Here is a 24,646-nt window from a genome sequence, read left to right as displayed (position 1 = left end):
TTGCCAAACTGGCCCATGCAGAGGACTCAGCCGATGACGAACGCCAAGCCGACAAGCGCCGCAAAGCCAAAGCCGTGGACCGAGGTGGCGACACATCTGGTCGACGTCGCGATGGGCCGAAAGCCCGCCGATCTGGTCATCCGCAATGGGCGCTGGGTGAATGTCCATTCGGGCGAGATCATCCCAGGCACCGATATCGCGGTCGCGGCCGGCCGCTTCGCCTATTGCGGACCGGATGCCGGCCACGCCATCGGGCAGGAGACCAAAGTGGTCGATGCCGGCGGACGCTATCTGGTGCCCGGCCTTTGCGACGCGCATATGCATGTCGAGAGCGGCATGGTGACGGTGACGGAATTCTGCCGGGCCGTGATCCCCCACGGCACGACCTCGATGTTCATCGATCCGCACGAGATCGCCAATGTGCTCGGATTGCCGGGCGTTCGCCTGATGCATGACGAGGCTGTCGCGATGCCGATCAACGTGCACGTGCAGATGCCGTCCTGCGTGCCCTCGGCGCCGGGACTGGAGCACGCCGGCGCCGAATTGACGGTTGCCGACGTGGCGGAGGCGATGACCTGGGAAAAGATCATCGGGCTCGGCGAGGTGATGAATTTCCCCGGCGTCGCCGCCAACAATCCGGTGATGTCGGGCGAGATCGCCGAGACGGTCAAGGCCGGCAAGACGGTCGGCGGACACTATGCATCGCCCGATCTCGGCCTGCCGTTCCATGGCTATGCCGCCGGCGGGGCGGAGGACGACCATGAAGGCACGCGCGCCGAGGACGCGATCGCGCGTGTGCGCCAGGGCATGAAGGCGATGCTGAGGCTGGGGTCGGCCTGGTACGATGTCGCGGCGCAGATCAAGGCGGTGACCGAAGACGGCGTCGACCCGCGCAACTTCATCCTCTGCACCGATGACAGCCATTCCGGCACGCTGGTGCATGAAGGCCATATGGATCGTGTGGTGCGGCATGCCATCCAACAGGGCCTGAAGCCGGTGACGGCGATCCAGATGGCGACGCTCAACACCGCCCAGCATTTCAGGCTGGAACGCGAGATCGGCTCGATCGCGCCCGGACGGCTGGCGGATCTTCTGATCGTTTCGGACCTTGCCCAGATGACCATCGACGAGGTCTATGGCCGCGGAGTCCGGCTGGCCAAGGCCGGCAAGCTCGAGATCGACATTCCGGCCTATGACTATCCGCAATCCGCGAAGAACACGGTCAAGCTCGGCAAGAAACTCGCAGCGAAGGATTTTGACATTTCCGCGCCGCAAGGCGCCAACGAGGTGCGGGCGCGAGTGATCGGCGTGATCGAGAACCAGGCGCCGACGCGGGCTCTGGAAGCCGATCTCGCCGTCGAGGACGGTTTGGTCGCCATGGATCGCCGCAACGACATCTGCCAGATCGCCCTGGTCGAGCGCCACCGCGGCACGGGCGGCGTCACCAATGCCTTCGTCTCCGGTTTCGGCTATGTGGAAGACTGCGCGATGGCCTCAAGCGTCGCGCATGACGCGCACCACATCATCGTCGTCGGCACCAACAAGGAAGACATGGCCTTGGCCGTCAACCGGCTGAGCGAGGTGGGCGGCGGTGTCGTGCTCTATTCCCGGGGCAAGGAACTGGCGCTGGTCGAGATGCCGATCGCCGGGCTGATGTCGGACGAGCGCGCCGAGATCGTCGCGGCCAAGGCCGAGCAACTTACCGAGGCGATGAGCAAGGTCGGCTGCTCCTTGAACAACGCCTATATGCAGCACTCGCTGCTGGCGCTGGTGGTCATTCCGGAACTCAGGATTTCGGACGTCGGCCTCGTCGACGTGAGGACGTTTCAGAAGGTCGATCTGTTTATCTAGAGCATTTCACCGTTTCACGGAAACGGTGAAATGCTCTATCTCCTTGTTTTTACGCAATTCCTGGCGGAAAACCGCTCACACTTCTCCTGGAATTGCTCTAGGGTAGGTCATCCGCCAGTGGCGATGGTCAGCACCTTGAACGGCGTGGTGATGACGACCTCGGCGACCGAGCCGACCGCCTTGCCGAGGCCCTGGCCGATATTGTTCAGCTGCGTCGGGTCGGGTTCGTCCGAGGCAAGGCCTGCCGGCGTGCGCAGCCGGTTGCCCAGCAATTGCACCAGGATCGGATTGTCGGCGAACTTGGCGTGGTTCAGGCCGCCGTCGCCGCCCTTGGTCTTGGTCAGGTCGACGACCGTCACGCCGTAATTGGCGAGATCGGCCGCGTCGCCGTAGTCGCCGACGCGCGGCTTGTCGCCGGAAATTAAGCTCGACAGCTTGAGCGCCCGGTCATCGCCCGAAAGCAGGATGGCGAAGGGCTTGTCGGGCTTGCCGTAGCGGATCATCTGCTTCTTGAAGACATCGACGTCGATGTCGGGCGAGGCGAGGATGACGTAGCCGAGCTTGCCGCCCAGATCTCGGTCGCCGGTGATGGCGAGCTGGCGCAGCGCTTCCATCGTCAGCCAGGTGCCCATCGAATGAGCGATGATGTCGATGCTCTTGACGCGCGTCTTGGCGAGCATCCTCAGCGTCGCCTCGAGGTCGTCGCGCGCGGCGGTCGAGCTGTCCTTGTCGTAGATGTAGCCGGTCGTCTTGGCGCTCGATGCCCACGAGAACAACACCGGCGTTCCGGGATATTTGGTGTCATGCGCGATCTGCGTGATGCGGTAGATGCCGTCGTCAAAACCGTTGTTGAAGCCGTGCACGAACACCAAGGCGCGGTCGCCGCGCATGGAAATGTCGGCGCCGACCGCCTTGGCGAATTGCCGCGCGTCGCCATAATGGACGACATCGGTGGCGGTGAACTGCTTGGCGGGGTTGGCGTCGGCCGAGCCCTTGGCGCGCTCGATCGTCCCGACCTGGTGGATTTTCGGCACGGTGACGTCGACGCGGGCGTAGCTGGTGGTCAGCGAACGGTCGCCGTCGAACACCTGGCGCGGGTCCTTGGTCGCCGGCTGGCGGGTGGTGGCGACGAAGATCTCATGCCTGGCGGCAATGTCGGACGCGGGCGCCGCAATCGCCTTGCGGTTGAGCAGATCGTGCGTAGGACCGGCGCAGCCGGCGAGGGCGAGCGCGAGGGCAAGGCCGATGACGATCTTCACATGCACAGTCACCCGGGGTCCCCCAAGGGCGGCAAACCTCTCTGTTACTCCGATAAAGCCAGAGGGCTGCCGGGTCCAGTTCAAAGTCCGTGCGATGCGGAAACCCGCACCGATAGGGTTACTGTGCGGCCAGTTGGCGGATGCGGTCCGTCACATCGCGATCGCTGGCAAAGCCATCGTCCTCGCGCAGCCGCTGTCCGATCATCTGCACCATCATCGGGTTGTCGGCGAATTTGGTGTGGTTGAAGCTGTCATTGCCCTTGATCTTGGAAAGGTCGACCACCGTGACGCCATAGGAAGCGAGGTCGGCGGCGTCCCGATAGTCGCCGACGCGCGGCCGCGAGCCGGCGATCAGGCCGGAGAGCCTGAGCGCCCGGTCGTCGTCCGACAGGAGCAGGATGAAGGGCTTGTCCGGCTTGCCATAGCGGCGCATCTGGCTCTTGAAGACGTCGACATCGATGTCGGGCGAGGCGAGCACCACGTCGCCGAGCTTGCCGCCGAGATCGCGGTCTCCGGTGATGGCGAGCTGGCGCAGCGTTTCCATCGTCACCCAGGTTCCCATCGAATGGGCGACGATGTCGATGCGCCGGGCGCCGGTCTGCGCCAGCATCCTGAGCGTCACTTCCAACTGGTCGCGGGCGGCGGCGGCGCTTTCCTTGTCATAGACATAGTCGGTGGTCTTGGCGCCGGAAGCCCAGGAGAACAGCACCGGCGTGCCGGGATAGCCGGAATCGTGGACGATCTGGGTCAGCCGGTAGACGGCGTCGTCGAAGCCGGTGTTGTAGCCGTGGACAAAAACCATCACGCGTCCGCCGCGGGCGTCGATGTCGGCGTTGAGCGCGCTGGCGAATTTCGGCTGCGTGTCGTAGCCGACGACTTCCGAGGCCATGAAATACTTGGTCGGGTCGTTCGACTTGCCGCGCGAGCGGCGTTCGATCTGGCCGGTCTGGTGGACCGGCGGAACGGTGACGTTGACGCGGGCGTAGTTGAGCGTCGCGGAGCGCTCGCCGTCGAAGACCTTGTTCGGGTCGTCGGACCGCTTGCGCGTGGTGGCGATGAAGATCGAGTGGTTACCGGCGATCTCGGTCGCCTGCGTCGGTACGACGACGCTGCCGAGGATTTCCTGCGTCTGGTGGCCCGCGCAGCCCGCCGTCAGCAGGGCAAGGGCAATGATCAGAATTGTCTTCAACCGCACGTCGACACTTCCACTGCAATTCCATTTTGGCCGCGATCGGCCGTCCACCTCCGCGGAAATCTCCCGGACAGGCGAAGTGCGGCCAAAGTAAGTCATGTCCAGCGAAAATTCGTTCGGCGCCGGGCGAGGGCGATCGCACTGTTGCGCGAAAGCCAAAACGGCGGCAGGAAGGTCTGCCGGCACGGCGATGGCTATCCCCGAACGCGCCGAAATCAGAATGAGGGACTTGTGGTGAACAGCTTTTCCGCCCGCGTCGCCGCTGCCGCGGAAGCGATCCGCGGCATCTTTCCGGAAACGCCGCTGCAGGAGAACGACTATCTGTCGAAGAAGACCGGCGCCCGGGTGCTTCTGAAGCGCGAGGACCTGACGCCGGTGCGTTCCTACAAGATCAGGGGCGCCTTCAACTTCTTCCGTAAGGCGCTCGCCGCAGGCAACAATGCCGAGCTGTTCGTCTGCGCCTCCGCCGGCAATCATGCGCAGGGCTTCGCCTTCGTCTGCCGCCATTTCGGTAAAAAGGGCGTCGTGTTCATGCCGGTGACCACGCCGCAGCAGAAGATCGACAAGACGCGGCTGTTCGGCGGCGATTTCGTCGAGATCAGGCTGGTCGGCGACTTCTTTGACGATTGCTACCGCGCCGCCTTCGAATTCACCGAAAGCGCCGGCGCGCACATGGTGCCGCCCTTCGATCACAAGGACATCATCGAGGGCCAGGCGACGGTCGCCTACGAGATCGCAGCGCAGATGCCGGGCGGGCGCGTGCCCGACATCGTCATGCTGCCGGTGGGCGGCGGCGGACTTGCCGCCGGCGTCACTCACTATTTCGCCGACCAGCATCGCGAGCCGCGTTTCGTGTTTTGCGAGCCGGCGGGCGCGCCGAGCCTCGCCGAGAGCCTTGCCGGCGGCAAGCGGGTCAAGCTCGCCAAGGTCGATAATTTCGTCGACGGTGCCGCGGTGGCCGAGATCGGCCGCGAGCCGCTGCGCCATCTCAAGGACTTCGCCACCGATGCCGTTCGGCTCATTCCGGAGAACCGGCTCTGCGCCACCATGATCGAGATGCTTAATGTCGAGGGCGTCGTGCTGGAGCCAGCCGGCGCGCTGGCGATCGACGCGCTCAAGGATTTTTCGCGCAAGGAGATCAGGGGCAAGACCATCGTAGCCGTCGTCTCCGGCGGCAATTTCGACTTCGAGCGGCTGCCGGACGTAAAGGAGCGGGCGCTGCGCTTCGAGGGGCTGAAGAAATACTTCATCATCCGCTTTCCGCAGCGGCCGGGCGCGCTGCGCGATTTCCTCGAAATGCTCGGCCCCGACGACGATATCGCCCGCTTCGAGTATCTGAAGAAGTCGGCGCGCAATTTCGGTTCGGTGCTGATCGGCATCGAGACCAAGGATCGGCGCAATTTCGACCTGCTGAAGGCCAATTTCGACGCCGAGGGCGTGCAATATCAGGATATCACCGACAACGAGACGCTGGCGGGATTCATCATATGAGCGCAAAACAAGGTACGGTTTTCGTCGCGCTGTTTTCCGGCATCAATGTGGGCGGCAACCGCATCGTCAAAATGGCGGAGCTCAAAACCTTCTTCGAAGGCCTCGGCTTCAGCGATGTCGCGACCTATGTGCAGAGCGGCAATGTCGTGTTCCGGGCGAAGAAGGGGGATGCGGCGGCGCTGACTCAGCAACTCGAGACGGCCTTCGAGAAGAAGTGGGGCTTCAACTCGCGCATCATAGTACGCGATGCCCGCTGGTTCGAGCGGCTGGTGAAGGACAATCCCTATCCCGAGGTCGCCGGCGAGCCGACCAAGCTGCACGCCTATGCGCTGGAGCGGGAGCCGACCGCTGACGAGACGAAGCGGCTGGCCGACAAATGCACCGGCCCCGAACGCTTCGAGATCAAGGGAGACGTGCTTTACCTGCATGCGCCCGACGGCCTCGGCAAATCGGTGTTCGCCAACCTCATCCCGCGCACCTTGAAGGTGCCGGGTACGGCACGCAACTGGCGCAGCGTGCTGGCGCTGCTCGACATGGCCGGCAAGGCCGGCGGCTGAGGGCTACAGCACCTTCAAGCGGCCTTCTGCCAGTCGAAGCTCAATTCCTCGCGGAAGGCGAAGCGCTTGATATGGTCGACGACCACGCTCTCCAACCGCTCCAGCGACGCCTCGTCGTCGGCGGCCAGAGCAATGTGCAGCGCATGATCGTCGGCATCCATCACGGTGCGGCCGATCGAGAGCTGGATGGCGCCGTGCCGCGGGTCGAACTCGACCGGGAATTTGTGCGACCAATGCTTGCCGAGTTGCTGCAGGTAACGGCTTGCGTGCTCGGTGGCGACATCGGCGCGGCTGGTCGGCATGAAATTCTCCTGGCGGATGAAGAAACGCCAGCCTGGACGAGGCCGGCGCCATGTCGGATAGATAGGCACGGCCTGGCAAAACGCCAGCGGCCGCCGGTCAAATCGACTTGGATCGCCGGTTTTACCAGACGCCCGTGTTCGCCATCGAAGCCCACGGTTCGGCCTTCGCCTTGGGCGGGCCTTTCTGCAGGAGCTCGATCGAGATGCCGTCCGGCGAGCGGATGAAGGCCATGTTGCCGTCGCGCGGCGGACGATTGATGGTCACGCCGCTGTCCATCAGCTTCTGGCAGGTGGCGTAGATGTCGTCGACCTCATAGGCGAGGTGGCCGAAATTGCGGCCGCCCTTATAGTCCTCCGGATCCCAATTATAGGTCAGTTCGACCAGCGGCGCTTTCTCGTTGATGCCGCTCTGCTCGTCTTCGGGCGCGGCAAGGAAGATCAGCGTGTAGCGGCCCTGCTCGTTCTCGTAGCGGCGCACCTCCTTCAGGCCGAGCTTGTTGCAGTAGAAATCGAGCGACTGGTCGATGTCGGCGATGCGGACCATTGTGTGCAGATAGCGCATGGCGGCTTCCTCGGCTGTTGGGGTTGCCAGGCAACATAGGGGCCACCCGGCGAAAGGGCAATCGTCCGACAAATGCGGCGGTATGATCGATTTTGGGACCTCGCCGATCGTCTTCGGAAGCGCCGGCAAACAACATTTGAGCCTTTCCGGTGCTGAACGGTGAAAAAAGGCACGTCAGCCCTTGCACACCCCGGAAGCCGCAGTGTTAATCTCTTGGCAAGAATCAGTTGCAGTTCAGTTGGAAAAAGGGGGCATTCTTATGGTGGAAAAAGCCTCTTTTACGAGGCGGGACGGAAGCCTTGATGACGCCTTGAAGCGGGACAATGGCGGCGACCCCGCCGAGCTTGTTGAAATCGCCGGCGCTATCAAATGGTTCGACGTGGCCAAGGGCTACGGGTTCATTCTTCCGGACGACGGCGTCTCGGGTGACATCCTCCTCCATGTGACTTGTCTTCGAAGGGACGGCTTCCAGACGGCGCTCGAAGGCGCGCGGGTCGTCTGCCTGGTGAAACAGGGCGAGCGCGGGCTGCAGGCTTTCCGGGTCCTGTCCATGGACGCCTCGACGGCGGTGCATCCGGCTGAGCAGGAACAGCGCACTCACGTCACAGTGAGCCCCGAGAGCGGCCTCGAGCGGGCCTTGGTCAAGTGGTTCAACCGCACCAAGGGTTTCGGCTTCCTGACGCGGGGCGAGGGGACGGAAGACATCTTCGTCCATATGGAGACGCTGCGGCGCTACGGCATAACCGAGCTCCGGCCCGGGCAGGTCGTGCTCGTCCGCTTCGGACGTGGCGACAAAGGCCTTATGGCCGCCGAAATCCACCCTGATATGGGTACCTTGTCGGTCTCGCATTAAGGGCTTCTCGACGCCGTCGAAAAGCGCCTTTGCCGCGCACCGACCTTGTCCGAAAGCCGGTTCCACTTCTCCGGATCATGGGTTAGGACGAGGGTCTGGACGAGGTACCCCCATGGCTCATCGCAATTGGTTGACTGCGGGCGCGCTCTGCGCCGCGATCATTTTCGCCGCCTGTTTCATCGCCGCGAAGCCGGGATCGGCGGATGCGATGCTGCTGCCCATCGACCCGACGCCGCTGGTGGTGACGACCGGCTCGGGCGAGCGTTCCTTCTCCATCGAGATAGCCGACACTTCCGCGGAGCGGGAGGCGGGCCTGATGTTTCGCCGGACGATGGCCGACGATCACGGCATGTTGTTCGTCTTCGAAAGAACCGGCGAGGTGGATTTCTGGATGAAGAACACGCCGATGGCGCTCGACCTCGTTTTCATCGGGGAGGACGGCAGGATCAAAGCCATCAAGCGCGGCGAGCCTGAATCCGAAGCGATCATCTCGCCCGGACAGCCCGTGCGCTTCGTGCTTGAACTGAAGGCGGGCACGGCCGCCAAGGACGGCATCAAGGAAGGCGATCTCTTGCGCCATCCGGTCATCAGCGCCGGTTCCAACTGAAAGCGGTTCGATGCAATTCTTTTCGCATGATGGTTTCGAACTCGCTTATCTCGATCGCCAGCCGGCCTCGGGGCAGGGCGATCCCGTGCTGATGATTCATGGCTTTGCTTCCAGCCACTATGTCAACTGGGTCTCGCCGGGCTGGTTCAAGACGCTGAACGACGCCGGCTACTGGGCGATCGCTTTCGACCATCGCGGCCATGGTTCGTCGTCGAAGAGCTATGACGAGGCCGATTACACGCCGGAAAAAATGGCTTCCGACGCGGCCGCGTTGCTCGATCATCTCGGCATCGAGCGCGCGCATGTCATGGGCTATTCCATGGGCGCGCGCGTTTCGGCTTTCCTGGCGCTCTCCGATCCGGAGAGGGTCGCCACGCTGGTGTTCGGCGGCCTCGGCATCGGCATGGTCGACGGCGTCGGCGACTGGGACCCGATCGCGGCGGCGCTGCTGGCGGAAGATCCGTCCCAGACCACGCATCCGCGCGGCCGTTCCTTTCGCGCTTTCGCCGATCAGACGCGCAGCGACCGCCGCGCGCTCGCGGCCTGTATCGCAAAGTCGCGCGAGCTGCTCAGCGAGGACGACATGGCCCGCATCGCCCAGCCGACGCTGATCGCCGTCGGCACGAAGGACGATATCGGCGGCTCGCCGGACGAGCTCGCCGCCCTGATGCCGAATGCCAGGGCCTTCCACATCGAAGGTCGCGACCACATGCTCGCCGTCGGCGACAAGAGCTTCAAGCAGCGCGTGCTCGAATTCTACGCCGAAAACCCGCTCTGAGCGCGCCGCGCTCCTCGGCACAAATGGTCGATCTTCTCGTCACCTACATGGAGATGTTGGCGCCGCCGCAGGGCGCGCCGCTTGCGCCGCCTTTGCCCGGCGTCGTCGTGACGCGCGAAAGGCTCGGTCTTTCCAACTATCTCGATCTCTACCGCGCGGTCGGCGGACCAGCGCAATGGGACCAGCGCCTGCGCATGCCCGAGGCGGACCTCGAAACGCTGCTCGTCGATGAGGCCACGCACATTCACGTGCTGCGCGTCGATGGGGAGGCCGCCGGCTTCTGCGAGTTCAACGGCGTCGGGGAGGCAGCCATCGAGCTCGTTCATTTTGGACTGGCCCCGGCCTTCCAAGGCAAGCGGCTGGGGCCGTTCCTGCTCGACCAGGCGTTGCGCGCGGCGTGGTCGCATCGGCCGCAAAGGCTTTGGCTTCACACCGATACTTATGATCATCCGGCCGCCCAGACGGTTTACGAAAGCGCCGGATTCAGGATCTACGCCCGGAGGATCGAGACCTTTCCGGACTAGCCGGAAAGGCGCTGAGCGCACCTCCTGGAATTGCGCTAGAGCTTTTCACCGTTTCACGGAAACGGCGAACCGCTCTATTTCTTTGTTTTTACGCAATTCCGGACGGAAAACCGCTCACACTTTTCCTGGAATTGATCTAGCCCTGCGCTCTCCTGTCGGCGAGAGATTTCGCCATGACGCACAGCAGCTCGAACATCATCGTCGCGCCGGCCAGCGCCGTCATGCCGCCAATGTCAAAGGGAGGCGCGACCTCGACGACGTCGGCGCCGGCGAAATTCAATCCGTCCAGCAGGCGGACCATCTCCTGCGCCTCGCGCGTCGTGAAGCCGCCCAACTCGCGCGTGCCGGTGCCGGGGGCCATGGACGGATCGATGCAATCGATGTCGAACGTCACATAGGTCGGGCTGTCGCCGACAAGATCGCGCGCTTCCTGCATGACGGAAGCGGCGCCGCGCCGGACGAACTCCTCCATGTAGATGACGCGCACGCCCCGGGAGATCGCCCAGTCGTGCTCGCCCGGCTCGTAGATCGAGCCTCTGATCCCGATCTGGACAATTCGCTTGGGGTCGAGCAGCCCTTCCTCGATCGCGCGCCGGAAAGGCGTTCCGTGCGTATATGGATTGTCGCCGAAATAGCGATCGTTGGTGTCGGAATGGGCGTCGAAGTGAATCATGCCGACCGGCCCCTTGCAGGCCACCGCGCGCAGCACCGGCAGCGTCGTCAGATGATCGCCACCCGCGGCCAACGGGATGGCGCCTTCGGCGACGATGGCGGCGATGCCATTTTCGATACGCTTCAATCCGTCGAGCAGGTTGATCGGATTGACCGAGACGTCGCCGACATCGGCGATATTGGCGATGCTGAACGGTTCGGTTCCCGAGACGTGGTGGACGCGGCGCATCAGACTCGACTGGTTCCTGATCTCGCGCGGACCGTGGCGGGCGCCGGCCCTGTTGGTCGTGCCGCCGTCCCAGGGAATACCTACAAGGGCGATGTCCAGCCCTTTCGCGCTCGGCACGGCCGGCAGCCGCATGAAGGTGGAGAGTCCGGCAAATCGCGGCACCTGCGCGGCGTCGACAGGTTGGTGGAACTTGTTTTCCATATTGGCAGCCATTCCGGAGCGGTTCATCTTCGATAGTGATCGCAGGCCCTGGAATTCAGGCATAGGGACAAAGCCCAGCGGGCTTGTGGGCCTATCAAGGCTGGCCTTGCAATGCTTCCAACGATCGGCTCAGGTTCTTTCTGGCCTGCGCCTCGAACCGATCGCGGAACTCGGTCGTATGGAAGATATGCGGCCGGGCGAGGAAATTCTGCAGCACGGCGGCGCGGCCGGCGCGCCACATCGGCTCCTCCACCCAGCCATATTCCGACCGGACCGCCTTCTCGTAAGCATCGAAGGCCGCCGGCTCGGCGCCGAGGATGGCCAGATCCATGTCGAGCAGAAAGGCCGCATCGTTGAGCGCGCCCTCGTCGCGGAAAGGCGGCAACCGGTGCGTGGCGGTGGCGTCGATCATTGCCGCGATGCGGCCGAGGCGATGAGGGTCGACGCGCCCGGCGAGCCTTTTCTCGGCCAGTTCGGCGCTTTTTTTCTCATTATCCTTGGCGTGGCTGTCATAGACGGCGTCGTGGAACCAGATCGCCGCCTCTACGGCCTCGGGGTCATGAACAAGGCGCCGGTATTCGGTTGCGAGCGCGAGCATCGCTTCGATATGGGCCAGGCCGTGATAGTGGCGATCTGCTGCCTGGTAGACCGCTTCAAGCTCACTTTTCAGCGCGTCGTCGATCAAGGGTTCGTTTTCCATCGTCGCTTGAATTTGGATGAACCAGGTCCATTTGACAAAGCACTAAGGAAAATTGAGTTCAACCGTGCTATGATCTGGCCTATATGTGCCGCCGGAGAATGAGCAAGGCCGGAGAGCGTCGATGAACAGCGTTACGATTGCCCGCCCCAGCATGGTACAGCCGGTCGACCCGATCTGGCGGTCGATCCGCGACGAGGCGATGGAGGCAGTGAACCGCGATCCGCTGCTCGCGGCCTTCCTATACTCGACCATCCTTAACCAGGAGAGCCTGGAAGAGGCGGTGATCCACCGGCTGGCAGAGCGCCTGGCGCATCAGGATATCGGCTCCGATCTCATCCGCCAGACCTTCAAGGCGATGCTGGACGACGATCCGGAGTGGAGCTCTACGGTTCGCGTCGACATCCAGGCCTATTACGACCGCGACCCGGCCTGCGACCGTTTCATCATGCCGGTTCTCTATTTCAAGGGTTTTCACGCCATCCAGACGCACCGGCTGGCGCATTGGCTGTGGAACCAGGGCCGCAGGGACTTCGCGCTCTATCTGCAGAGCCGCTCGTCCTCGGTGTTCCAGACCGACATCAATCCGGCCGCCCGCATCGGCAAGGGCATCTTCCTCGACCACGCCACGGGCCTGGTCGTCGGCCAGACGGCCGTCATCGAGGATGATGTCTCGATCCTCCACGGCGTGACTTTGGGCGGCACCGGCAAGGCCAATGGTGACCGCCACCCGAAGATCCGCCGCGGCGTGCTGATCGGCGCCGGCGCCAAGATCCTCGGCAATATCGAGATCGGCCATTGCTCCAAGATCGCCGCCGGCTCGGTCGTGCTGTCGCCCGTGCCGCACAACAAGACGGTCGCCGGCGTGCCCGCGCGGGTCGTCGGCGAGACCGGCTGCGACCAGCCCTCGCGGCAGATGGACCAGCTCCTGCCGTCGCAGACCATGGACCACGTGGTCAGCTTCGACATCTGACCTCCGCCGTCGTCGGGAAACGCCGGAAACCGCCCGCCGGGCCCGGCCGCTTTTGTCCTATGCAATTGTGCCGGCTTGCCTTTACATGGCCATCGTTGGCGTGTCAGAAGCGCGTTCCCACGAACAAGGCCGCCATTTCGGAGAAGACTTTGAAGCCCGACGAGATCAGAAAGCTGGACGCCTATTTCAAACGCGTCTTCCAGAATCCCAAGCTGCAGGTGAAGGCGCGCCCGCGCAAGGAAGACTCGGCCGAAGTCTATGTCGGCGACGAGTTTCTCGGCATCGTCTTCAAGGATGAGGACGACGGCGACTATAACTTCTCGATGGCCATTCTCGATATCGACCTCGGCTGATCAGGCTCGGTTCCGGCCGGGGCGTGCATAGTCGCAGCCCGGCCGTCCAGGCGAATATCGCCTAATTCTGACAATGCCGCGGAATATGCACCCGCCGCCAGCTTGTCGAACCTTCCCGCACCACGACCCGGCGAGCCACTGTTCCATATGAAGGTGGGATGTCCCGGATGCGCACTTGCTGCGGCCGCACCAGCACTTCGTGGGCAACCGCTTCATATTCGGCCGGCTGAACGACGCGCCGGACCCGCTCCGGCTGGATCACGACCGTTTCGGCGACACGCGCATAGCGGGCCTTGCGCCATACCTTGCACAGCACCTTGCGGCCATGAATGACGCGCCACTCCCAGGCATAGCCGCCATCGTCGACCTTGACCGTATGGTAGAGACCGTCCGTGTCACCGCCGGCACGGTCTCATAGGTGACGCGCGGCGGCGCAATCTGGTCCACGCTTTGAGAGGTGCCGTAGATCGGCGCATCGTAATCGACCACCTGTCCGCCGGGGCTCAGCATCACGTCCTCGTAGACGGTGTCGTAAAGTGCTGGCCTATGGATCGGCTCATAACATTCGAGCGCGCGGCCGCCGGCAGCGGTTCCTGAGACGCTGGCAAGGATCGCGACGGCCGCCAGCGATGCGGAGCTTTTGCGGATCATGACATTCCCCCGTTGAAAAAGGACGCCTTCACAACGCAGGACTGTACCGGAAGGTCCGGGAGCCGGCAGCGATTTCGAGGCTTGTCGTTAAGCGGCGCGGTTAAGGAATTGCTACCTTGCCGTGGCTTCCGTCCGCCGGCCGGACCGAGCTCGTCTCGCAGGCTTATTTGCCCTGGGCTTTCGCCTGCACTGCGACGCTTTACTCGACTTAACCAGGTGGCTAGGAGAGGCGGCCTTGCGCTAGGGTGAGCCGGCATCCTATTTAGACCGTAACCGATCCAGAACGATTCCGCGCGATTGCTGACAATACTAAGGTGCCGGAATCCATCTCCAACAAGGGTAGTCCATGAAGAACCCCGTTGAAACCTACATGAACCTCGTTCCGATGGTGGTCGAGCAGACCAATCGCGGCGAGCGCGCCTATGACATTTTCTCGCGCCTCTTGAAGGAACGCATCATCTTCATCACCGGCCCGGTCGAGGATGGGATGGCGACGCTGGTTTGTGCACAGCTTTTGTTCCTCGAGGCGGAGAACCCGAAGAAGGAAATCAACCTCTATATCAATTCGCCGGGCGGCGTCGTCACCTCGGGCATGGCGATCTACGACACCATGCAGTTCATCAAGCCGGCGGTGTCGACGCTCTGCATCGGCCAGGCCGCTTCGATGGGGTCGCTGCTTCTGACCGCCGGCCACAAGGACATGCGTTTCGCCACGCCGAACGCCCGGATCATGGTCCACCAGCCGTCCGGCGGCTTCCAGGGTCAGGCTTCGGACATCGAACGTCATGCGCAGGACATCATCAAGCTGAAGCGCCGCCTGAACGAGGTCTATGTCAAGCACACCGGCAAGAGCTATGACGAGATCGAAAGGACGCTCGACCGCGACCACTTCATGACTGCGGACGAGGCCAGGGACTTTGGTCTGATCGACAAGGTGATATCGAGCCGCGAGGCCGCCGAGGCGACCGCGGTTTCAGCCTGATATCGACAGCAAATAACAGCATAACGCGGTTTTGGCGCGTCTTGCGGCATTTCGGCCACAATTGGCTGTTCCCTCAGGCGTTGGGATTGCCTACGTTAAGGCTATGTTGATTTTCGACGGCTTAGCTTTGCATGGGGTTGCTGCGAATCATTGCCGCGTTTTCTGAATTGTGTTTCGTAAGGAATGCGCTGTGTGAGCCGGGACACTGGCGGTGGCGGATTCCCGCGATAGATTGGTGAGACGTCACTCCACGCCAGGCGATCGGCGGGTGTCGGTGAAAGGACAGAAAAATGAGCAAGGTCAGCAACGGCGGCGGTGATTCAAAGAACACGCTTTACTGCTCGTTTTGCGGCAAGAGCCAGCACGAGGTCCGCAAGCTGATCGCCGGACCGACGGTCTTCATCTGCGACGAGTGCGTCGAACTGTGCATGGACATCATCCGCGAGGAGAACAAGACCTCGATGGTGAAGTCGCGCGAGGGCGTGCCGACACCGCAGGAGATCCTCAAGGTCCTCGACGACTATGTCATCGGCCAGCCCTACGCGAAGCGCGTGCTGTCGGTGGCGGTGCACAACCACTACAAGCGCCTGGCGCATGCCGGCAAGAACAACGACGTCGAGCTGGCGAAGTCGAACATCCTTTTGATCGGCCCGACCGGCTGCGGCAAGACGCTGCTCGCCCAGACGCTCGCCCGCATCATCGACGTGCCGTTCACGATGGCCGACGCCACGACGCTGACCGAGGCCGGTTATGTCGGTGAGGACGTCGAGAACATCATCCTGAAGTTGCTGCAGTCGGCCGACTACAATGTCGAGCGCGCCCAGCGCGGCATCGTCTATATCGACGAAATCGACAAGATTTCGCGCAAGTCGGACAATCCCTCGATCACCCGCGACGTGTCGGGCGAGGGCGTGCAGCAGGCGCTGCTCAAGATCATGGAAGGCACAGTCGCCTCGGTGCCGCCGCAGGGCGGCCGCAAGCATCCGCAGCAGGAATTCCTGCAGGTCGACACCGCCAACATCCTGTTCATCTGTGGCGGCGCCTTCGCGGGCCTGGACAAGATCATCTCGGACCGCGGCCGCAAGACCTCGATCGGCTTCGGCGCGACCGTTGCCTCGCCCGAGGATCGGCGTACCGGCGATCTCTTCCGCCAGGTCGAGCCCGAGGATCTGCTGAAATTCGGCCTGATCCCGGAATTCGTCGGCCGTCTGCCGGTTCTTGCGACGCTGGAAGACCTCGACGAGCCCGCGCTGATCCAGATCCTGACCGAGCCGAAGAACGCTCTGGTCAAGCAGTACCAGCGGCTGTTCGAGATGGAGAATGTGGATCTCACCTTCCACGAGAACGCGCTGTCGGCGATCGCCAAGCGCGCCATCGAGCGCAAGACCGGCGCGCGCGGCCTGCGCTCCATCATGGAAGCGATCCTGCTCGACACGATGTTCGAGCTTCCGGCGCTGGAAGGCGTGCGCGAAGTGGTGATTTCGGAAGAGGTGGTGTCCGGCAACGCCCGGCCGCTCTACATCTACTCGGAGCAGAAGGAAAAGAAGGGCAATGTCAGCGCCTGAAATGGCACTGCACCCGCCAATTTTCGTGGAACGGCGCCTGCGTGGCGCCGTTTTGCTGTGAAAGGCGGGAAGGCATGCAATGGAACGAGGTGAGCTACCGTGTTAACCCTTGATCTTTGCCTCGGCCACATCCACCTAACAGCAGAAGGCCGAGGCGCCGAAATTCTGTGCTGTAAAATTCCCGTCACAAACGGTGGTAGGCGGAACGACGCTCGGTCGTTAATATGAGATTCGCGGTTGGCTAAATAAGCGGCCGCGACATGAAAGGTTGGACAATGGCCAAGATATCCAAGGCTTCCGGCGACGGCGTTTTCGCAGTCCTCCCACTGCGCGATATCGTCGTGTTTCCGCATATGATCGTTCCGCTCTTCGTGGGTCGTGAAAAGTCGATCAAGGCGCTGGAAGAGGTGATGGGTCAGGAAAAGCAGATCCTGCTCGCCACCCAGATGAATGCAGCCGACGACGATCCTGAACCCGATGCGATTTTCGACATCGGCACGCTCGCCAATGTGCTGCAGCTTTTGAAGCTGCCCGACGGCACCGTGAAGGTTCTGGTCGAGGGCGCCTCGCGCGCCAAGATCGTCTCTTTCACCGATCGTCCCGATTTCCATGAGGCCCGCGCCACGGCGCTCGCCGAGCCGGAAGAGGAAGAGGTCGAGATCGAGGCGCTTGCCCGCTCGGTCGTCACCGACTTCGAGAATTACGTCAAGCTGAACAAGAAGATCTCGCCTGAAGTGGTGGGCGCCGCCAGCCAGATCGACGACTATTCCAAGCTCGCCGACACGGTCGCTTCGCATCTCGCCATCAAGATCCCCGAGAAGCAGGAGATGCTTGCCACGCTTTCCGTCAAGGAACGGCTGGAGAAGGCGATGGGCTTCATGGAAGCCGAGATCTCCGTGCTCCAGGTGGAAAAGCGCATCCGTTCGCGCGTCAAGCGCCAGATGGAGAAGACGCAGCGCGAGTACTACCTCAACGAACAGATGAAGGCGATCCAGAAGGAGCTCGGCGAGGGCGAGGACGGCCGCGACGAGGCCGCCGAGATCGAGGCGCGCATCAAGAAGACCAAGCTCTCCAAGGAGGCCCGCGAGAAGGCGGAAGCCGAATTGAAGAAGCTGCGCTCGATGTCGCCGATGTCGGCTGAATCGACGGTGGTGCGCAACTATCTCGACTGGCTGCTGTCGATCCCGTGGGGCAAGAACTCCAAGGTCAAGCAGGATCTCAACTATGCGCAGGACGTGCTCGACGCCGATCATTTCGGCCTCGACAAGGTCAAGGAGCGCATCGTCGAGTATCTCGCCGTGCAGAGCCGTCAGAAGAAGATCAAGGGGCCGATCCTGTGCCTCGTGGGCCCGCCCGGCGTCGGCAAGACCTCGCTCGGCAAGTCGATCGCCAAGGCGACCGGCCGCGAGTTCATCCGCATGGCGCTCGGCGGCGTGCGTGACGAGGCCGAGATCCGCGGTCACCGGCGGACCTATATCGGCTCGATGCCCGGCAAGGTCATCCAGTCGATGAAGAAGGCCAAGAAGTCCAACCCGCTCTTCCTGCTCGACGAGATCGACAAGATGGGCCAGGACTTCCGCGGCGATCCGTCTTCGGCCCTGCTCGAGGTGCTCGATCCGGAGCAGAACTCGACGTTCATGGACCATTACCTCGAGGTCGAGTACGACCTGTCGAGCGTGATGTTCGTGACGACGGCGAACACGCTGAACATCCCTGCACCGCTGATGGACCGCATGGAGATCATCCGCATCGCCGGTTACACCGAGGACGAGAAGGTCGAGATCGCCAAGCGTCACCTGATGCCCAAGGTGATCCGCGACCATGCGCTCCAGCCGAACGAATTCTCGGTCGGCGAGGATGCGATCCGCGGCATCATCCAGACCTACACGCGGGAAGCCGGCGTGCGCAGCCTGGAGCGCGAGCTGATGAAGCTCGGGCGCAAGGCGGTGACCGAGATCCTGCGGACGAAGAAGAAGACGGTGAAGATCACGGCGGACAACCTCGCCGATTATCTCGGCGTTCCGCGCTTCCGCTTCGGCCAGGTCGAGGCCGACGATCAGGTCGGCGTGGTCACGGGTCTTGCCTGGACGGAAGTCGGCGGCGAGCTGCTGACGATCGAAGGCGTCATGATGCCCGGCAAGGGCCGCATGACGGTGACCGGCAACCTGCGCGACGTGATGAAGGAATCGATCTCGGCGGCGGCTTCCTACGTCCGCTCCCGGGCACTCGATTTCGGCATCGAGCCGCCGCTGTTCGACAAGCGCGACATCCACGTCCACTTGCCGGAAGGCGCGACCCCGAAGGACGGCCCGTCCGCCGGTGCCGCTATGGCCACGGCCATCGTGTCGGTGCTGACGGGTATCCCGGTGCGGGCCGATGTGGCGATGACCGGCGAGATCACGCTGCGTGGCCGCATCCTGCCGATCGGCGGCCTGAAGGAGAAGCTGCTCGCGGCATTGCGCGGCGGCATCAAGAAGGTCCTGATCCCGGAAGAGAACGTCAAGGATTTGGCGGACATTCCGGACAACGTGAAGAACGGCATGGAGATCGTTCCGGTCTCGCGGGTCGGCGAGGTGCTCGCGCACGCGCTCACCCGGATGCCGGAGCCGATCGAGTGGGTCGAGCCGGTCAATGCGCCGGCTCCGGTCGACACCGGCGACGACGCCGGAAAGTCGCTCGCGCACTAACAAAAGTTAAAGTTGCAGCGCACAAAGAGAGAGCCGGGCTTCGAGCCCGGCTTTTTCGTGTGAAAAGCCACCAAAAAATACAAAAAAGCCCGGAATTCCGCGGTTTTTGGCTTGGGTTCCGGGGCGCTTCTTTCTAAAGTCCGTTTCCTGCCGGATGAGTCGTAGGTTCCGGTTTTCTCATGGAAGGGAATTTTTATGAACAAGAACGAACTGGTGTCCGCTGTCGCCGATGCCGCAAGCATTTCGAAGGCTGATGCGCAGTCCGCCGTCGATGCGGTGTTCTCCGTGATCACAGGCGAACTGAAGAAGGGCGGCGATGTCCGGCTTGTCGGCTTCGGAAATTTCACCGTGTCAAAACGCGCAGCTTCGACCGGCCGCAATCCGCAGACCGGCGCGGAAGTGAAGATCCCGGCGCGCACCGTGCCGAAGTTCTCGGCCGGCAAGGGCCTCAAGGACGCGGTCAACTAAGACCTTTTCTTTAATTGCAGAAAAGCCGGGCTTGCCCGGCTTTTCTTTTTTGTGGCGATCGGACCCGGATCTTTTTCCTGGAATTGCTCAGGCTGTCGGCGCGTCCGCGCGCATCAGGCCTTCCTGTTTCAAATCCGCCCAGAGCGCCGCCGGTATCGTGGTGTCAAGCAGGGCCCGGTTGCTTTCGACTTCGGCCGGCCGTTGGCCGCCGGGGATCACCGACATCACCGAAGGGTGCTGCAGCGGGAATTGCAGCGCCGCCTCGATCAGGCGCACATTGTGGCGCTTGCAGACGGCTTCGATACGAGCCACGCGGTCGAGGATCTCCTTCGGCGCTTCGCTGTAGTTGTAGAAGGCGCCCGGCTTCGGCCCGGTCGCCAGCACACCGGAATTGTAGGGGCCGCCCAGCACGATGCCGATGCCGCGCTTCTGGCAGAGCGGCAGGAAGGATTGGAGCGCTTCCTGTTCGAGCAGCGTGTAGCGGCCGGCCAGCAGGAACAGATCGAAATCGCCGCGCTCGGCGAGCGTCTGGGCGACCGGCCACTCATTGATGCCGCCGCCGAAGGCCTTGATGACGCCCTGGTCGCGTAGCGAAAGCAGTCCATAATAGCCGGACGACATGAACTCCGCGATGCGGGCGTCGGAGGCTTCCTTGCTGCCGTGGGTGAAGATGTCGACGTCGTGGACGAAGAGGATGTCGATGCGGTCAACGCCAAGACGCTCCAGCGAGGCCTCGAAGGAGCGCATGACGCCGTCATAGGAGTAGTCGTAGACTTCCCGGCGCGACGGCGTCTCGAAGAACTTGCCGATGCCGGTGCGCTGGTCCGGCGGGGCGACGCGCATGATGCGGCCGACCTTGCTCGACAGGACATAGTCGTCGCGCTTCCTGGCGCGCAGGAAGGGGTTGAGGCGGGTTTCCGACAGGCCGAGGCCGTAGAGCGGCGCCGTATCGAAGTAGCGGCACCCGGTCGCCCACGCCGCTTCCAGGGTGGCATTGGCGTCCTCGTCGGAGATGGCGCGGTAGAGATTGCCGAGCGGCGCGGTGCCGAAGCCGAGCTCGGTGAAGGTGATGCCGCCATTGCCGATGCGGTCGAAATGCCGTGTCTTCATGTCTGACGATGTCCCGGAGTGATTTGTCTGACATGACACTATCACGCTCGTGGCCCAGCAAAAGTGCCGAGGCGCGTTGGACAGCGTTTTTCGCAATGGTAGCATGAACAAAACCAAGCCGTTCGCGGCCGGCGAGCCGCCAAATCCGCAGAGACAAGCGGTATCGCGAAGACAGGGTGAGCCCTCATGACCCAAGCCAGATCCGGTATGTTCGCGACCGCGCTGGGCGAGCTTGGCGCGGTGCTGGCGCGCACGGATGAAGCCCGTATCGATGCCGCCTGCGCCATGCTGGCCGGTGCCGGCAAGATTACCGTCTATGGCTGCGGCCGCGAGGCGCTGCAGGTGAAGGGTTTTGCCATGCGGCTCTACCATCTCGGCCTGCCGGTCTCGGTGGTCGGCGACATGACCACGCCGCCGCTGGGGCAGGCAGACGTCTTCCTGGCGAGTTCAGGGCCGGGCGAGACCACCACGGTGCTGACCTTGATGCGGGTTGCCCGCGATGCCGGAGCGAAGGTGCTGCTTCTGACAGCCGAACCGGAAAGCAGCGCCGCGAAGCTCGCCGACTTCACGCTCGTCATCCCGGCGCAGACCATGGCCAGCGACCAGGGCGCGGCAAGGACCTCGGTGCTGCCGATGGGCTCGCTGTTCGAGGGCGCGTTGTTCCTTCTGTTCGAGATCATGGTGCTGAAGCTCCAGGCGCTCACCAATGCGACGACGGAAGCGATGCGCGCCAGGCACACCAATATGGAGTAGGGGATGCGCTACGAGATGATGCTGCCGCACCAGATCCGCAAGGCGATCGAGGAGAACTGGCCGGTCGTGCTGCCGCTCGGCGTGCTCGAATATCATGGCGAGCACATGGCGGTCGGCATGGACACACTGGCCGTCATCAAGACGGTGGAGTTGATCGAGAAGGAGAGGGATCTCGTCATCCTGCCGCCCTTCTATTACGGCGCGGCAAGCTATGCGGTGGTGGCGCCGGAAGGCAGCGGTTCGGTGCAGGTCGGTGGCCCGGTGCTTTCGCCCTTCGCGGAGGAATTGTTCTATGGCCTGCTGCGCATCGGCTTCCGCAACATCCACGCCATCATCCACCACCAGACCGAGAATTTCGTGGCCGGCATGCCGACCGATCTCGCCTTCAAGACCGCCGGCCGGCAGGCGATCTTCCGCTTCCTGGAGAAGGAGCGTGGCGAGGGCTGGTGGGGGTCGAACAGCATGGCGGACTACTATGCCGGCCATGCGCAGGGCGAGAATGTCTTCAACTGGGTGCAGGTGCACCCGCTGATGCCGGCTGCGATGAACGGCAAATATCCCTTCGACCATGCCGGCATCGGCGAGACGTCGCTGATGCTGGCGCTGTGTCCCGAGGCGGTGGATGCCGTGCGTTTAGCGGACAATACCAGCTGGTACACTAGGAGCGCGCCGGAAGCTTCGGCCGAGCTGGGGCAAAACGGCGTCGCCATGATCCTGGAGCATTTGCGGACGACGCTTTCTGCCTAGTCGGGTTCTTGCAGGAGGATGTCAAGAAGTCGGTCACCTATATATTAGCAAATCAAAATAAGCTATATTGTAGAACCGATTGTGCTCCGAACCCGAGGGGCTTTCAGTGATACGACGCGTAGCAACTTTTGCAGGCGTAGTCGCCATGGCTGCAGAACTTGAGGATGTTTCTGCGTTTGCGCATGGCGCCAGCAGTGGCTGGACTTATCCGCCGGCCTGCTGTCACGGCGATTCAATGACAGGCGAATGCAGCCGTATCCCCAGCACCGCTGTCACGCCGAGCCCGGATGGCTACGTGATCATCCTGCGGCCGGGAGATCATCGGAAAGTCACTCACCAGAATCGCTATCTCGTGCCTTACAACCGTGTCATTCCGTCCGGTGATGATAACTTTCATATCTGCTTGCATCCGAGCGAGGAGCACGAAAACTGCTTCTTTGCGCCAGCCGAAGCTATATAGCGGCAGACTAACTGGCCGCTCGGGCCACATGCCTGAGGTGTTGAGTGCTCACTACTTCACCGAGCCGGCCGTCATGCCCATGATCAGGTAGCGCTCGAGCGCGATGCCGATGATCGCCAGCGGCGCGATGGCGGCGGTGGCCAGGGCTGCCATCGACCACCAGTTGATGCCTTGCGAGCCGGTCTGGCTCGCCACCATGACAGGGATTGTCTTGGCGTCGGTCGACGTCAGAAGCGCGGCGAAGAAATACTCGTTCCAGCACAGCACCATCGCCAGGATGAAGGCGGCGACCATGCCCGGCAGCGCGATCGGCATGACGATGCGGAAGAAGGCGCCCCAGATCGACAGCCCGTCGACCAAAGCCGCCTCCTCCAATTCGACGGGAATGGAGTTGAACTGGTCGCGCATGATCCAGATCACGATCGGCAGCACCATCAGCGTGTAGAGGAGCACGAGCCCGATGCGGGTGTCGAGGAGCGCCACTTCCCGATAGAGCACCAGGAAAGGGAGCGCCAGCACGACCGGCGGCAGGATCAGCTGCGACAGGAAGAAGAAGGAGATGTCCTCGTTCTTGAACCAGGCGAATTTGTAGCGGTAGCGGACGAGGCCGTAGGCGGCGAGGCTGCCGATGACGATGGCGAGGCTCGATGCGCCGACGGAGGTGATGACCGAGTTCATGAAGCGTTTGAGGAATTCGTCGCGCACGGTCGATGTCTGGAAGATCGAATCCGGCGACAGGCCGAGCGAGCGCCAGCCCTTCCAGTCGGGCGTAAAGTCGACGAAGGGGATGAGATGGCCTTGCGTGACGTCGACCGCAGATTTGAACGAGGTGGTGATCGTCCAGTAGATCGGAAACAGGCACACGAATGCCCAGAAGACGAGCGCGCCGTAGATGAAGACGCGGCTGGTGATGAAGGCCGCCGGCGAACGGATCTCGGAAACGGTGTAGTCGGTGGTCTGGACGCTCATGATGCCGCTCAGTTGCCGTTGCGCACGAAGCGACTGGCGACTTTCAACAGCCAGGTCACGAACACGACGATGATGATCAGATAGGCCATGGCCAGCATGGTGCCGTAGCCGACATTCGAGCGGTCGCGGTATTCGCGGTAGATGAAGCTCGACACGGAATCGGTGGCGCCGCCGGGGCCGCCGGAGGTCAGCGTGATGATGATATCGGCGAGCTTCAGCTTGAAGATGATGCGCAGGATCACGGCCGTCACCGATACCGGCAGCATCAGCGGAAAGGTGACCTGCCAGAAGGTCTGCCATGCGGTGGCGCCGTCGACGCGAGCGGCTTCAAGCACCTCGCGCGACATCGCCTGCAGGCCGGCAAGCAGCATGATCATCATGAATGGGATGAAGGTCCAGGCGTCGAGCATCATGATCGAGATGCGGGCGCTGATCGGGTCGGAGAAGAAGGCGGGATTGTCCCAGCCGAGATGGCGCGCCAGCGTCGCCGCCGGCCCAAACCGGTACTCCATCAGCGATTTGCCGACCATCCAGGACACCGCGACCGGCGACAGCATCAGCGGCAAAAGGAAGACGACGCGGAAGAATTTGCGAGCCTTGATCTGCGCATTGAGCAGCAGCGCCAGACCGAAGGCGATGACATATTCGACCAGCACCGCAAGCACGTAGAGCACCATGTTGAACAGCGCGTTGCGGTAATAGGGGTCGGCCAGCATCTGCCAGAAATTGTCGAGGCCGTTGAACTTACGTCCGGTAAACGAGCTGAGGTTCCAGTCGGTCAGCGCGATGTAGAAGCCGAACAGCGTCGGGAAGATCACCATGGCGATGGTGAAGAGCAGGGCCGGCAAAAGAAACAGTGCGCGCTGCCCGTCCTCGCCGCGCGTCAGTACCTGCCAGGCGCCGAGCGCCGCGCCCCACAGGATGTAGGCGTAGACCACAGGGCGCCAGGTGTCGAAACCGACCGTGGACATCTCGGTCTTGTAGAGGATCTGCACGACGATGATCGCCAGCAGGCCAAGCGTTGCGATAGCCAGCAGGCCCCAGCCGAGGCGCTTGCGGCCTGCCGGGATCAGGTCGGCCGGATTTGCCGGCCACGCATTCGCGGTCGAAGTCTGCTCAGCCACTCTCGCCTCTTAAAGCATCAAACCGGCCG

Annotated in this window: 25 protein-coding genes and 1 pseudogene; 16 read left to right on the top strand and 10 right to left on the bottom strand. The window is 62.7% G+C overall.

All coding sequences use genetic code 11. The features are described 5' to 3' along the window. Positions 1-33: 33 nt before the first annotated feature. The gene (ade, locus tag MJ8_RS18765) at positions 34-1,851 is read left to right on the top strand and encodes an adenine deaminase (RefSeq protein ID WP_201410285.1); all 1,818 of its coding nucleotides are present in this window, start codon (positions 34-36) and stop codon (positions 1,849-1,851) included. Positions 1,852-1,958: 107 nt separating this feature from the next. Here ade and MJ8_RS18760 read toward each other — a convergent pair whose 3' ends face one another. Together MJ8_RS18760 and MJ8_RS18755 are read right to left on the bottom strand one after the other, a co-directional pair. Beyond that, complete coding sequence (locus tag MJ8_RS18760; RefSeq protein ID WP_201410284.1) at positions 1,959-3,122, bottom strand: alpha/beta hydrolase; 1,164 nt, start codon at positions 3,120-3,122, stop codon at positions 1,959-1,961. A 106-nt stretch (positions 3,123-3,228) separates the two neighbouring features. After that, positions 3,229-4,305, bottom strand: a complete 1,077-nt coding sequence (locus tag MJ8_RS18755) for an alpha/beta hydrolase (RefSeq protein WP_201410283.1) — start codon at positions 4,303-4,305, stop codon at positions 3,229-3,231. Between the two features lie 231 nt (positions 4,306-4,536). Here MJ8_RS18755 and ilvA point away from each other — a divergent pair, with 231 nt between their 5' ends. Next, entirely contained in the window at positions 4,537-5,793 is a 1,257-nt protein-coding gene (gene ilvA / locus MJ8_RS18750; RefSeq protein WP_201410282.1) for a threonine ammonia-lyase IlvA, read from the top strand. Then, positions 5,790-6,350 carry a DUF1697 domain-containing protein gene (locus tag MJ8_RS18745; protein ID WP_201410281.1) on the top strand — a complete coding sequence of 187 codons (561 nt, stop codon included), beginning with the start codon at positions 5,790-5,792 and terminating at the stop codon, positions 6,348-6,350. Before ilvA ends, MJ8_RS18745 begins: the two co-directional genes overlap by 4 nt. A 14-nt stretch (positions 6,351-6,364) precedes the next feature. Here the strand turns inward: MJ8_RS18745 and MJ8_RS18740 are convergent, their stop codons facing one another. Beyond that, entirely contained in the window at positions 6,365-6,652 is a 288-nt protein-coding gene (locus MJ8_RS18740; RefSeq protein WP_201410280.1) for a DUF2218 domain-containing protein, read from the bottom strand. Positions 6,653-6,773: 121 nt separating this feature from the next. Then, positions 6,774-7,214 (bottom strand): lactoylglutathione lyase, encoded by a 441-nt coding sequence (gloA, locus tag MJ8_RS18735; protein ID WP_201410279.1) that lies wholly within the window; start codon positions 7,212-7,214, stop codon positions 6,774-6,776. Positions 7,215-7,473: 259 nt separating this feature from the next. On the opposite strand from gloA, the gene MJ8_RS18730 reads away from it, so the two are divergent. From MJ8_RS18730 to MJ8_RS18715, 4 genes are all read left to right on the top strand, one after another. After that, on the top strand, positions 7,474-8,067 hold the full coding sequence (locus tag MJ8_RS18730) for a cold-shock protein (RefSeq protein ID WP_201415488.1): 594 nt from the start codon (positions 7,474-7,476) through the stop codon (positions 8,065-8,067). A gap of 112 nt (positions 8,068-8,179) precedes the next feature. Continuing rightward, entirely contained in the window at positions 8,180-8,674 is a 495-nt protein-coding gene (locus MJ8_RS18725) for a DUF192 domain-containing protein (RefSeq protein ID WP_201410278.1), read from the top strand. Between the two features lie 10 nt (positions 8,675-8,684). Further along, positions 8,685-9,452 carry an alpha/beta fold hydrolase gene (locus MJ8_RS18720; RefSeq protein ID WP_201410277.1) on the top strand — a complete coding sequence of 256 codons (768 nt, stop codon included), beginning with the start codon at positions 8,685-8,687 and terminating at the stop codon, positions 9,450-9,452. 23 nt (positions 9,453-9,475) lie between these two features. Next, on the top strand, positions 9,476-9,976 hold the full coding sequence (locus MJ8_RS18715; RefSeq protein WP_201410276.1) for a GNAT family N-acetyltransferase: 501 nt from the start codon (positions 9,476-9,478) through the stop codon (positions 9,974-9,976). A gap of 136 nt (positions 9,977-10,112) precedes the next feature. Here the strand turns inward: MJ8_RS18715 and speB are convergent, their stop codons facing one another. Further along, the gene (gene speB / locus MJ8_RS18710; protein ID WP_201415487.1) at positions 10,113-11,078 is read right to left on the bottom strand and encodes an agmatinase; all 966 of its coding nucleotides are present in this window, start codon (positions 11,076-11,078) and stop codon (positions 10,113-10,115) included. 94 nt (positions 11,079-11,172) lie between these two features. Next, a complete protein-coding gene (locus MJ8_RS18705; protein ID WP_201410275.1) occupies positions 11,173-11,778 on the bottom strand; it encodes a hypothetical protein in 606 nt (201 codons plus the stop codon). A 121-nt stretch (positions 11,779-11,899) separates the two neighbouring features. On the opposite strand from MJ8_RS18705, the gene cysE reads away from it, so the two are divergent. Next, complete coding sequence (gene cysE, locus MJ8_RS18700; RefSeq protein WP_201410274.1) at positions 11,900-12,748, top strand: serine O-acetyltransferase; 849 nt, start codon at positions 11,900-11,902, stop codon at positions 12,746-12,748. A gap of 149 nt (positions 12,749-12,897) precedes the next feature. After that, a complete protein-coding gene (locus MJ8_RS18695; protein ID WP_042644432.1) occupies positions 12,898-13,101 on the top strand; it encodes a DUF3126 family protein in 204 nt (67 codons plus the stop codon). Between the two features lie 61 nt (positions 13,102-13,162). On the opposite strand, the pseudogene MJ8_RS18690 reads toward MJ8_RS18695, so the two are convergent. Then, a pseudogene (locus MJ8_RS18690) lies at positions 13,163-13,752 on the bottom strand (hypothetical protein). Between the two features lie 346 nt (positions 13,753-14,098). Between MJ8_RS18690 and MJ8_RS18685 the strand changes: the two are divergent. From MJ8_RS18685 to hupB, 4 genes are all read left to right on the top strand, one after another. Next, positions 14,099-14,734, top strand: a complete 636-nt coding sequence (locus MJ8_RS18685; protein WP_201410273.1) for an ATP-dependent Clp protease proteolytic subunit — start codon at positions 14,099-14,101, stop codon at positions 14,732-14,734. A 290-nt stretch (positions 14,735-15,024) separates the two neighbouring features. Continuing rightward, complete coding sequence (gene clpX / locus MJ8_RS18680) at positions 15,025-16,299, top strand: ATP-dependent Clp protease ATP-binding subunit ClpX (RefSeq protein WP_040981372.1); 1,275 nt, start codon at positions 15,025-15,027, stop codon at positions 16,297-16,299. A gap of 275 nt (positions 16,300-16,574) precedes the next feature. After that, on the top strand, positions 16,575-18,986 hold the full coding sequence (gene lon / locus MJ8_RS18675) for an endopeptidase La (RefSeq protein ID WP_201410272.1): 2,412 nt from the start codon (positions 16,575-16,577) through the stop codon (positions 18,984-18,986). Positions 18,987-19,181: 195 nt separating this feature from the next. Then, positions 19,182-19,454, top strand: a complete 273-nt coding sequence (hupB, locus tag MJ8_RS18670) for a DNA-binding protein HupB (protein ID WP_040969493.1) — start codon at positions 19,182-19,184, stop codon at positions 19,452-19,454. 87 nt (positions 19,455-19,541) lie between these two features. Here the strand turns inward: hupB and MJ8_RS18665 are convergent, their stop codons facing one another. Then, the gene (locus MJ8_RS18665) at positions 19,542-20,564 is read right to left on the bottom strand and encodes an aldo/keto reductase (protein ID WP_201410271.1); all 1,023 of its coding nucleotides are present in this window, start codon (positions 20,562-20,564) and stop codon (positions 19,542-19,544) included. A gap of 186 nt (positions 20,565-20,750) precedes the next feature. Here MJ8_RS18665 and hxlB point away from each other — a divergent pair, with 186 nt between their 5' ends. The 3 genes from hxlB to MJ8_RS18650 all read left to right on the top strand — a co-directional run bounded on the left by hxlB (position 20,751) and on the right by MJ8_RS18650 (position 22,524). Further along, positions 20,751-21,317, top strand: a complete 567-nt coding sequence (hxlB, locus tag MJ8_RS18660) for a 6-phospho-3-hexuloisomerase (protein ID WP_201410270.1) — start codon at positions 20,751-20,753, stop codon at positions 21,315-21,317. 3 nt (positions 21,318-21,320) lie between these two features. Next, the gene (locus tag MJ8_RS18655) at positions 21,321-22,064 is read left to right on the top strand and encodes a creatininase family protein (RefSeq protein WP_201410269.1); all 744 of its coding nucleotides are present in this window, start codon (positions 21,321-21,323) and stop codon (positions 22,062-22,064) included. 145 nt (positions 22,065-22,209) lie between these two features. Beyond that, positions 22,210-22,524 carry a hypothetical protein gene (locus MJ8_RS18650; RefSeq protein ID WP_201410268.1) on the top strand — a complete coding sequence of 105 codons (315 nt, stop codon included), beginning with the start codon at positions 22,210-22,212 and terminating at the stop codon, positions 22,522-22,524. Between the two features lie 51 nt (positions 22,525-22,575). Here MJ8_RS18650 and MJ8_RS18645 read toward each other — a convergent pair whose 3' ends face one another. Both MJ8_RS18645 and MJ8_RS18640 read right to left on the bottom strand, forming a co-directional pair. Continuing rightward, complete coding sequence (locus MJ8_RS18645; RefSeq protein WP_201410267.1) at positions 22,576-23,493, bottom strand: carbohydrate ABC transporter permease; 918 nt, start codon at positions 23,491-23,493, stop codon at positions 22,576-22,578. An 8-nt stretch (positions 23,494-23,501) separates the two neighbouring features. Then, complete coding sequence (locus tag MJ8_RS18640; RefSeq protein ID WP_201410266.1) at positions 23,502-24,617, bottom strand: carbohydrate ABC transporter permease; 1,116 nt, start codon at positions 24,615-24,617, stop codon at positions 23,502-23,504. Positions 24,618-24,646: the final 29 nt, after the last annotated feature.

The organism is Mesorhizobium sp. J8 (genome assembly GCF_016591715.1).
Taxonomy (GTDB): Bacteria; Pseudomonadota; Alphaproteobacteria; order Rhizobiales; family Rhizobiaceae; genus Mesorhizobium.
This window is presented reverse-complemented; position numbering and strand designations above follow the sequence as displayed.

Excerpts from the sequence above, each read along its gene's own strand:
- MJ8_RS18685 (WP_201410273.1), top strand. The coding sequence starts at position 14,099 with ATGAAGAACCCCGTTGAAACCTACATGAACCTCGTTCCGATGGTGGTC.
- cysE (WP_201410274.1), top strand. The coding sequence starts at position 11,900 with ATGAACAGCGTTACGATTGCCCGCCCCAGCATGGTACAGCCGGTCGAC.
- MJ8_RS18705 (WP_201410275.1), bottom strand. The coding sequence starts at position 11,778 with ATGGAAAACGAACCCTTGATCGACGACGCGCTGAAAAGTGAGCTTGAA.
- hxlB (WP_201410270.1), top strand. The coding sequence starts at position 20,751 with ATGACCCAAGCCAGATCCGGTATGTTCGCGACCGCGCTGGGCGAGCTT.
- MJ8_RS18645 (WP_201410267.1), bottom strand. The coding sequence starts at position 23,493 with ATGAGCGTCCAGACCACCGACTACACCGTTTCCGAGATCCGTTCGCCG.
- MJ8_RS18715 (WP_201410276.1), top strand. The coding sequence starts at position 9,476 with ATGGTCGATCTTCTCGTCACCTACATGGAGATGTTGGCGCCGCCGCAG.
- gloA (WP_201410279.1), bottom strand. The coding sequence starts at position 7,214 with ATGCGCTATCTGCACACAATGGTCCGCATCGCCGACATCGACCAGTCG.
- MJ8_RS18655 (WP_201410269.1), top strand. The coding sequence starts at position 21,321 with ATGCGCTACGAGATGATGCTGCCGCACCAGATCCGCAAGGCGATCGAG.
- MJ8_RS18650 (WP_201410268.1), top strand. The coding sequence starts at position 22,210 with ATGGCTGCAGAACTTGAGGATGTTTCTGCGTTTGCGCATGGCGCCAGC.
- lon (WP_201410272.1), top strand. The coding sequence starts at position 16,575 with ATGGCCAAGATATCCAAGGCTTCCGGCGACGGCGTTTTCGCAGTCCTC.
- MJ8_RS18720 (WP_201410277.1), top strand. The coding sequence starts at position 8,685 with ATGCAATTCTTTTCGCATGATGGTTTCGAACTCGCTTATCTCGATCGC.
- ade (WP_201410285.1), top strand. The coding sequence starts at position 34 with ATGACGAACGCCAAGCCGACAAGCGCCGCAAAGCCAAAGCCGTGGACC.
- speB (WP_201415487.1), bottom strand. The coding sequence starts at position 11,078 with ATGGAAAACAAGTTCCACCAACCTGTCGACGCCGCGCAGGTGCCGCGA.
- MJ8_RS18665 (WP_201410271.1), bottom strand. The coding sequence starts at position 20,564 with ATGAAGACACGGCATTTCGACCGCATCGGCAATGGCGGCATCACCTTC.
- MJ8_RS18725 (WP_201410278.1), top strand. The coding sequence starts at position 8,180 with ATGGCTCATCGCAATTGGTTGACTGCGGGCGCGCTCTGCGCCGCGATC.
- MJ8_RS18745 (WP_201410281.1), top strand. The coding sequence starts at position 5,790 with ATGAGCGCAAAACAAGGTACGGTTTTCGTCGCGCTGTTTTCCGGCATC.
- clpX (WP_040981372.1), top strand. The coding sequence starts at position 15,025 with ATGAGCAAGGTCAGCAACGGCGGCGGTGATTCAAAGAACACGCTTTAC.
- MJ8_RS18730 (WP_201415488.1), top strand. The coding sequence starts at position 7,474 with ATGGTGGAAAAAGCCTCTTTTACGAGGCGGGACGGAAGCCTTGATGAC.
- MJ8_RS18740 (WP_201410280.1), bottom strand. The coding sequence starts at position 6,652 with ATGCCGACCAGCCGCGCCGATGTCGCCACCGAGCACGCAAGCCGTTAC.
- hupB (WP_040969493.1), top strand. The coding sequence starts at position 19,182 with ATGAACAAGAACGAACTGGTGTCCGCTGTCGCCGATGCCGCAAGCATT.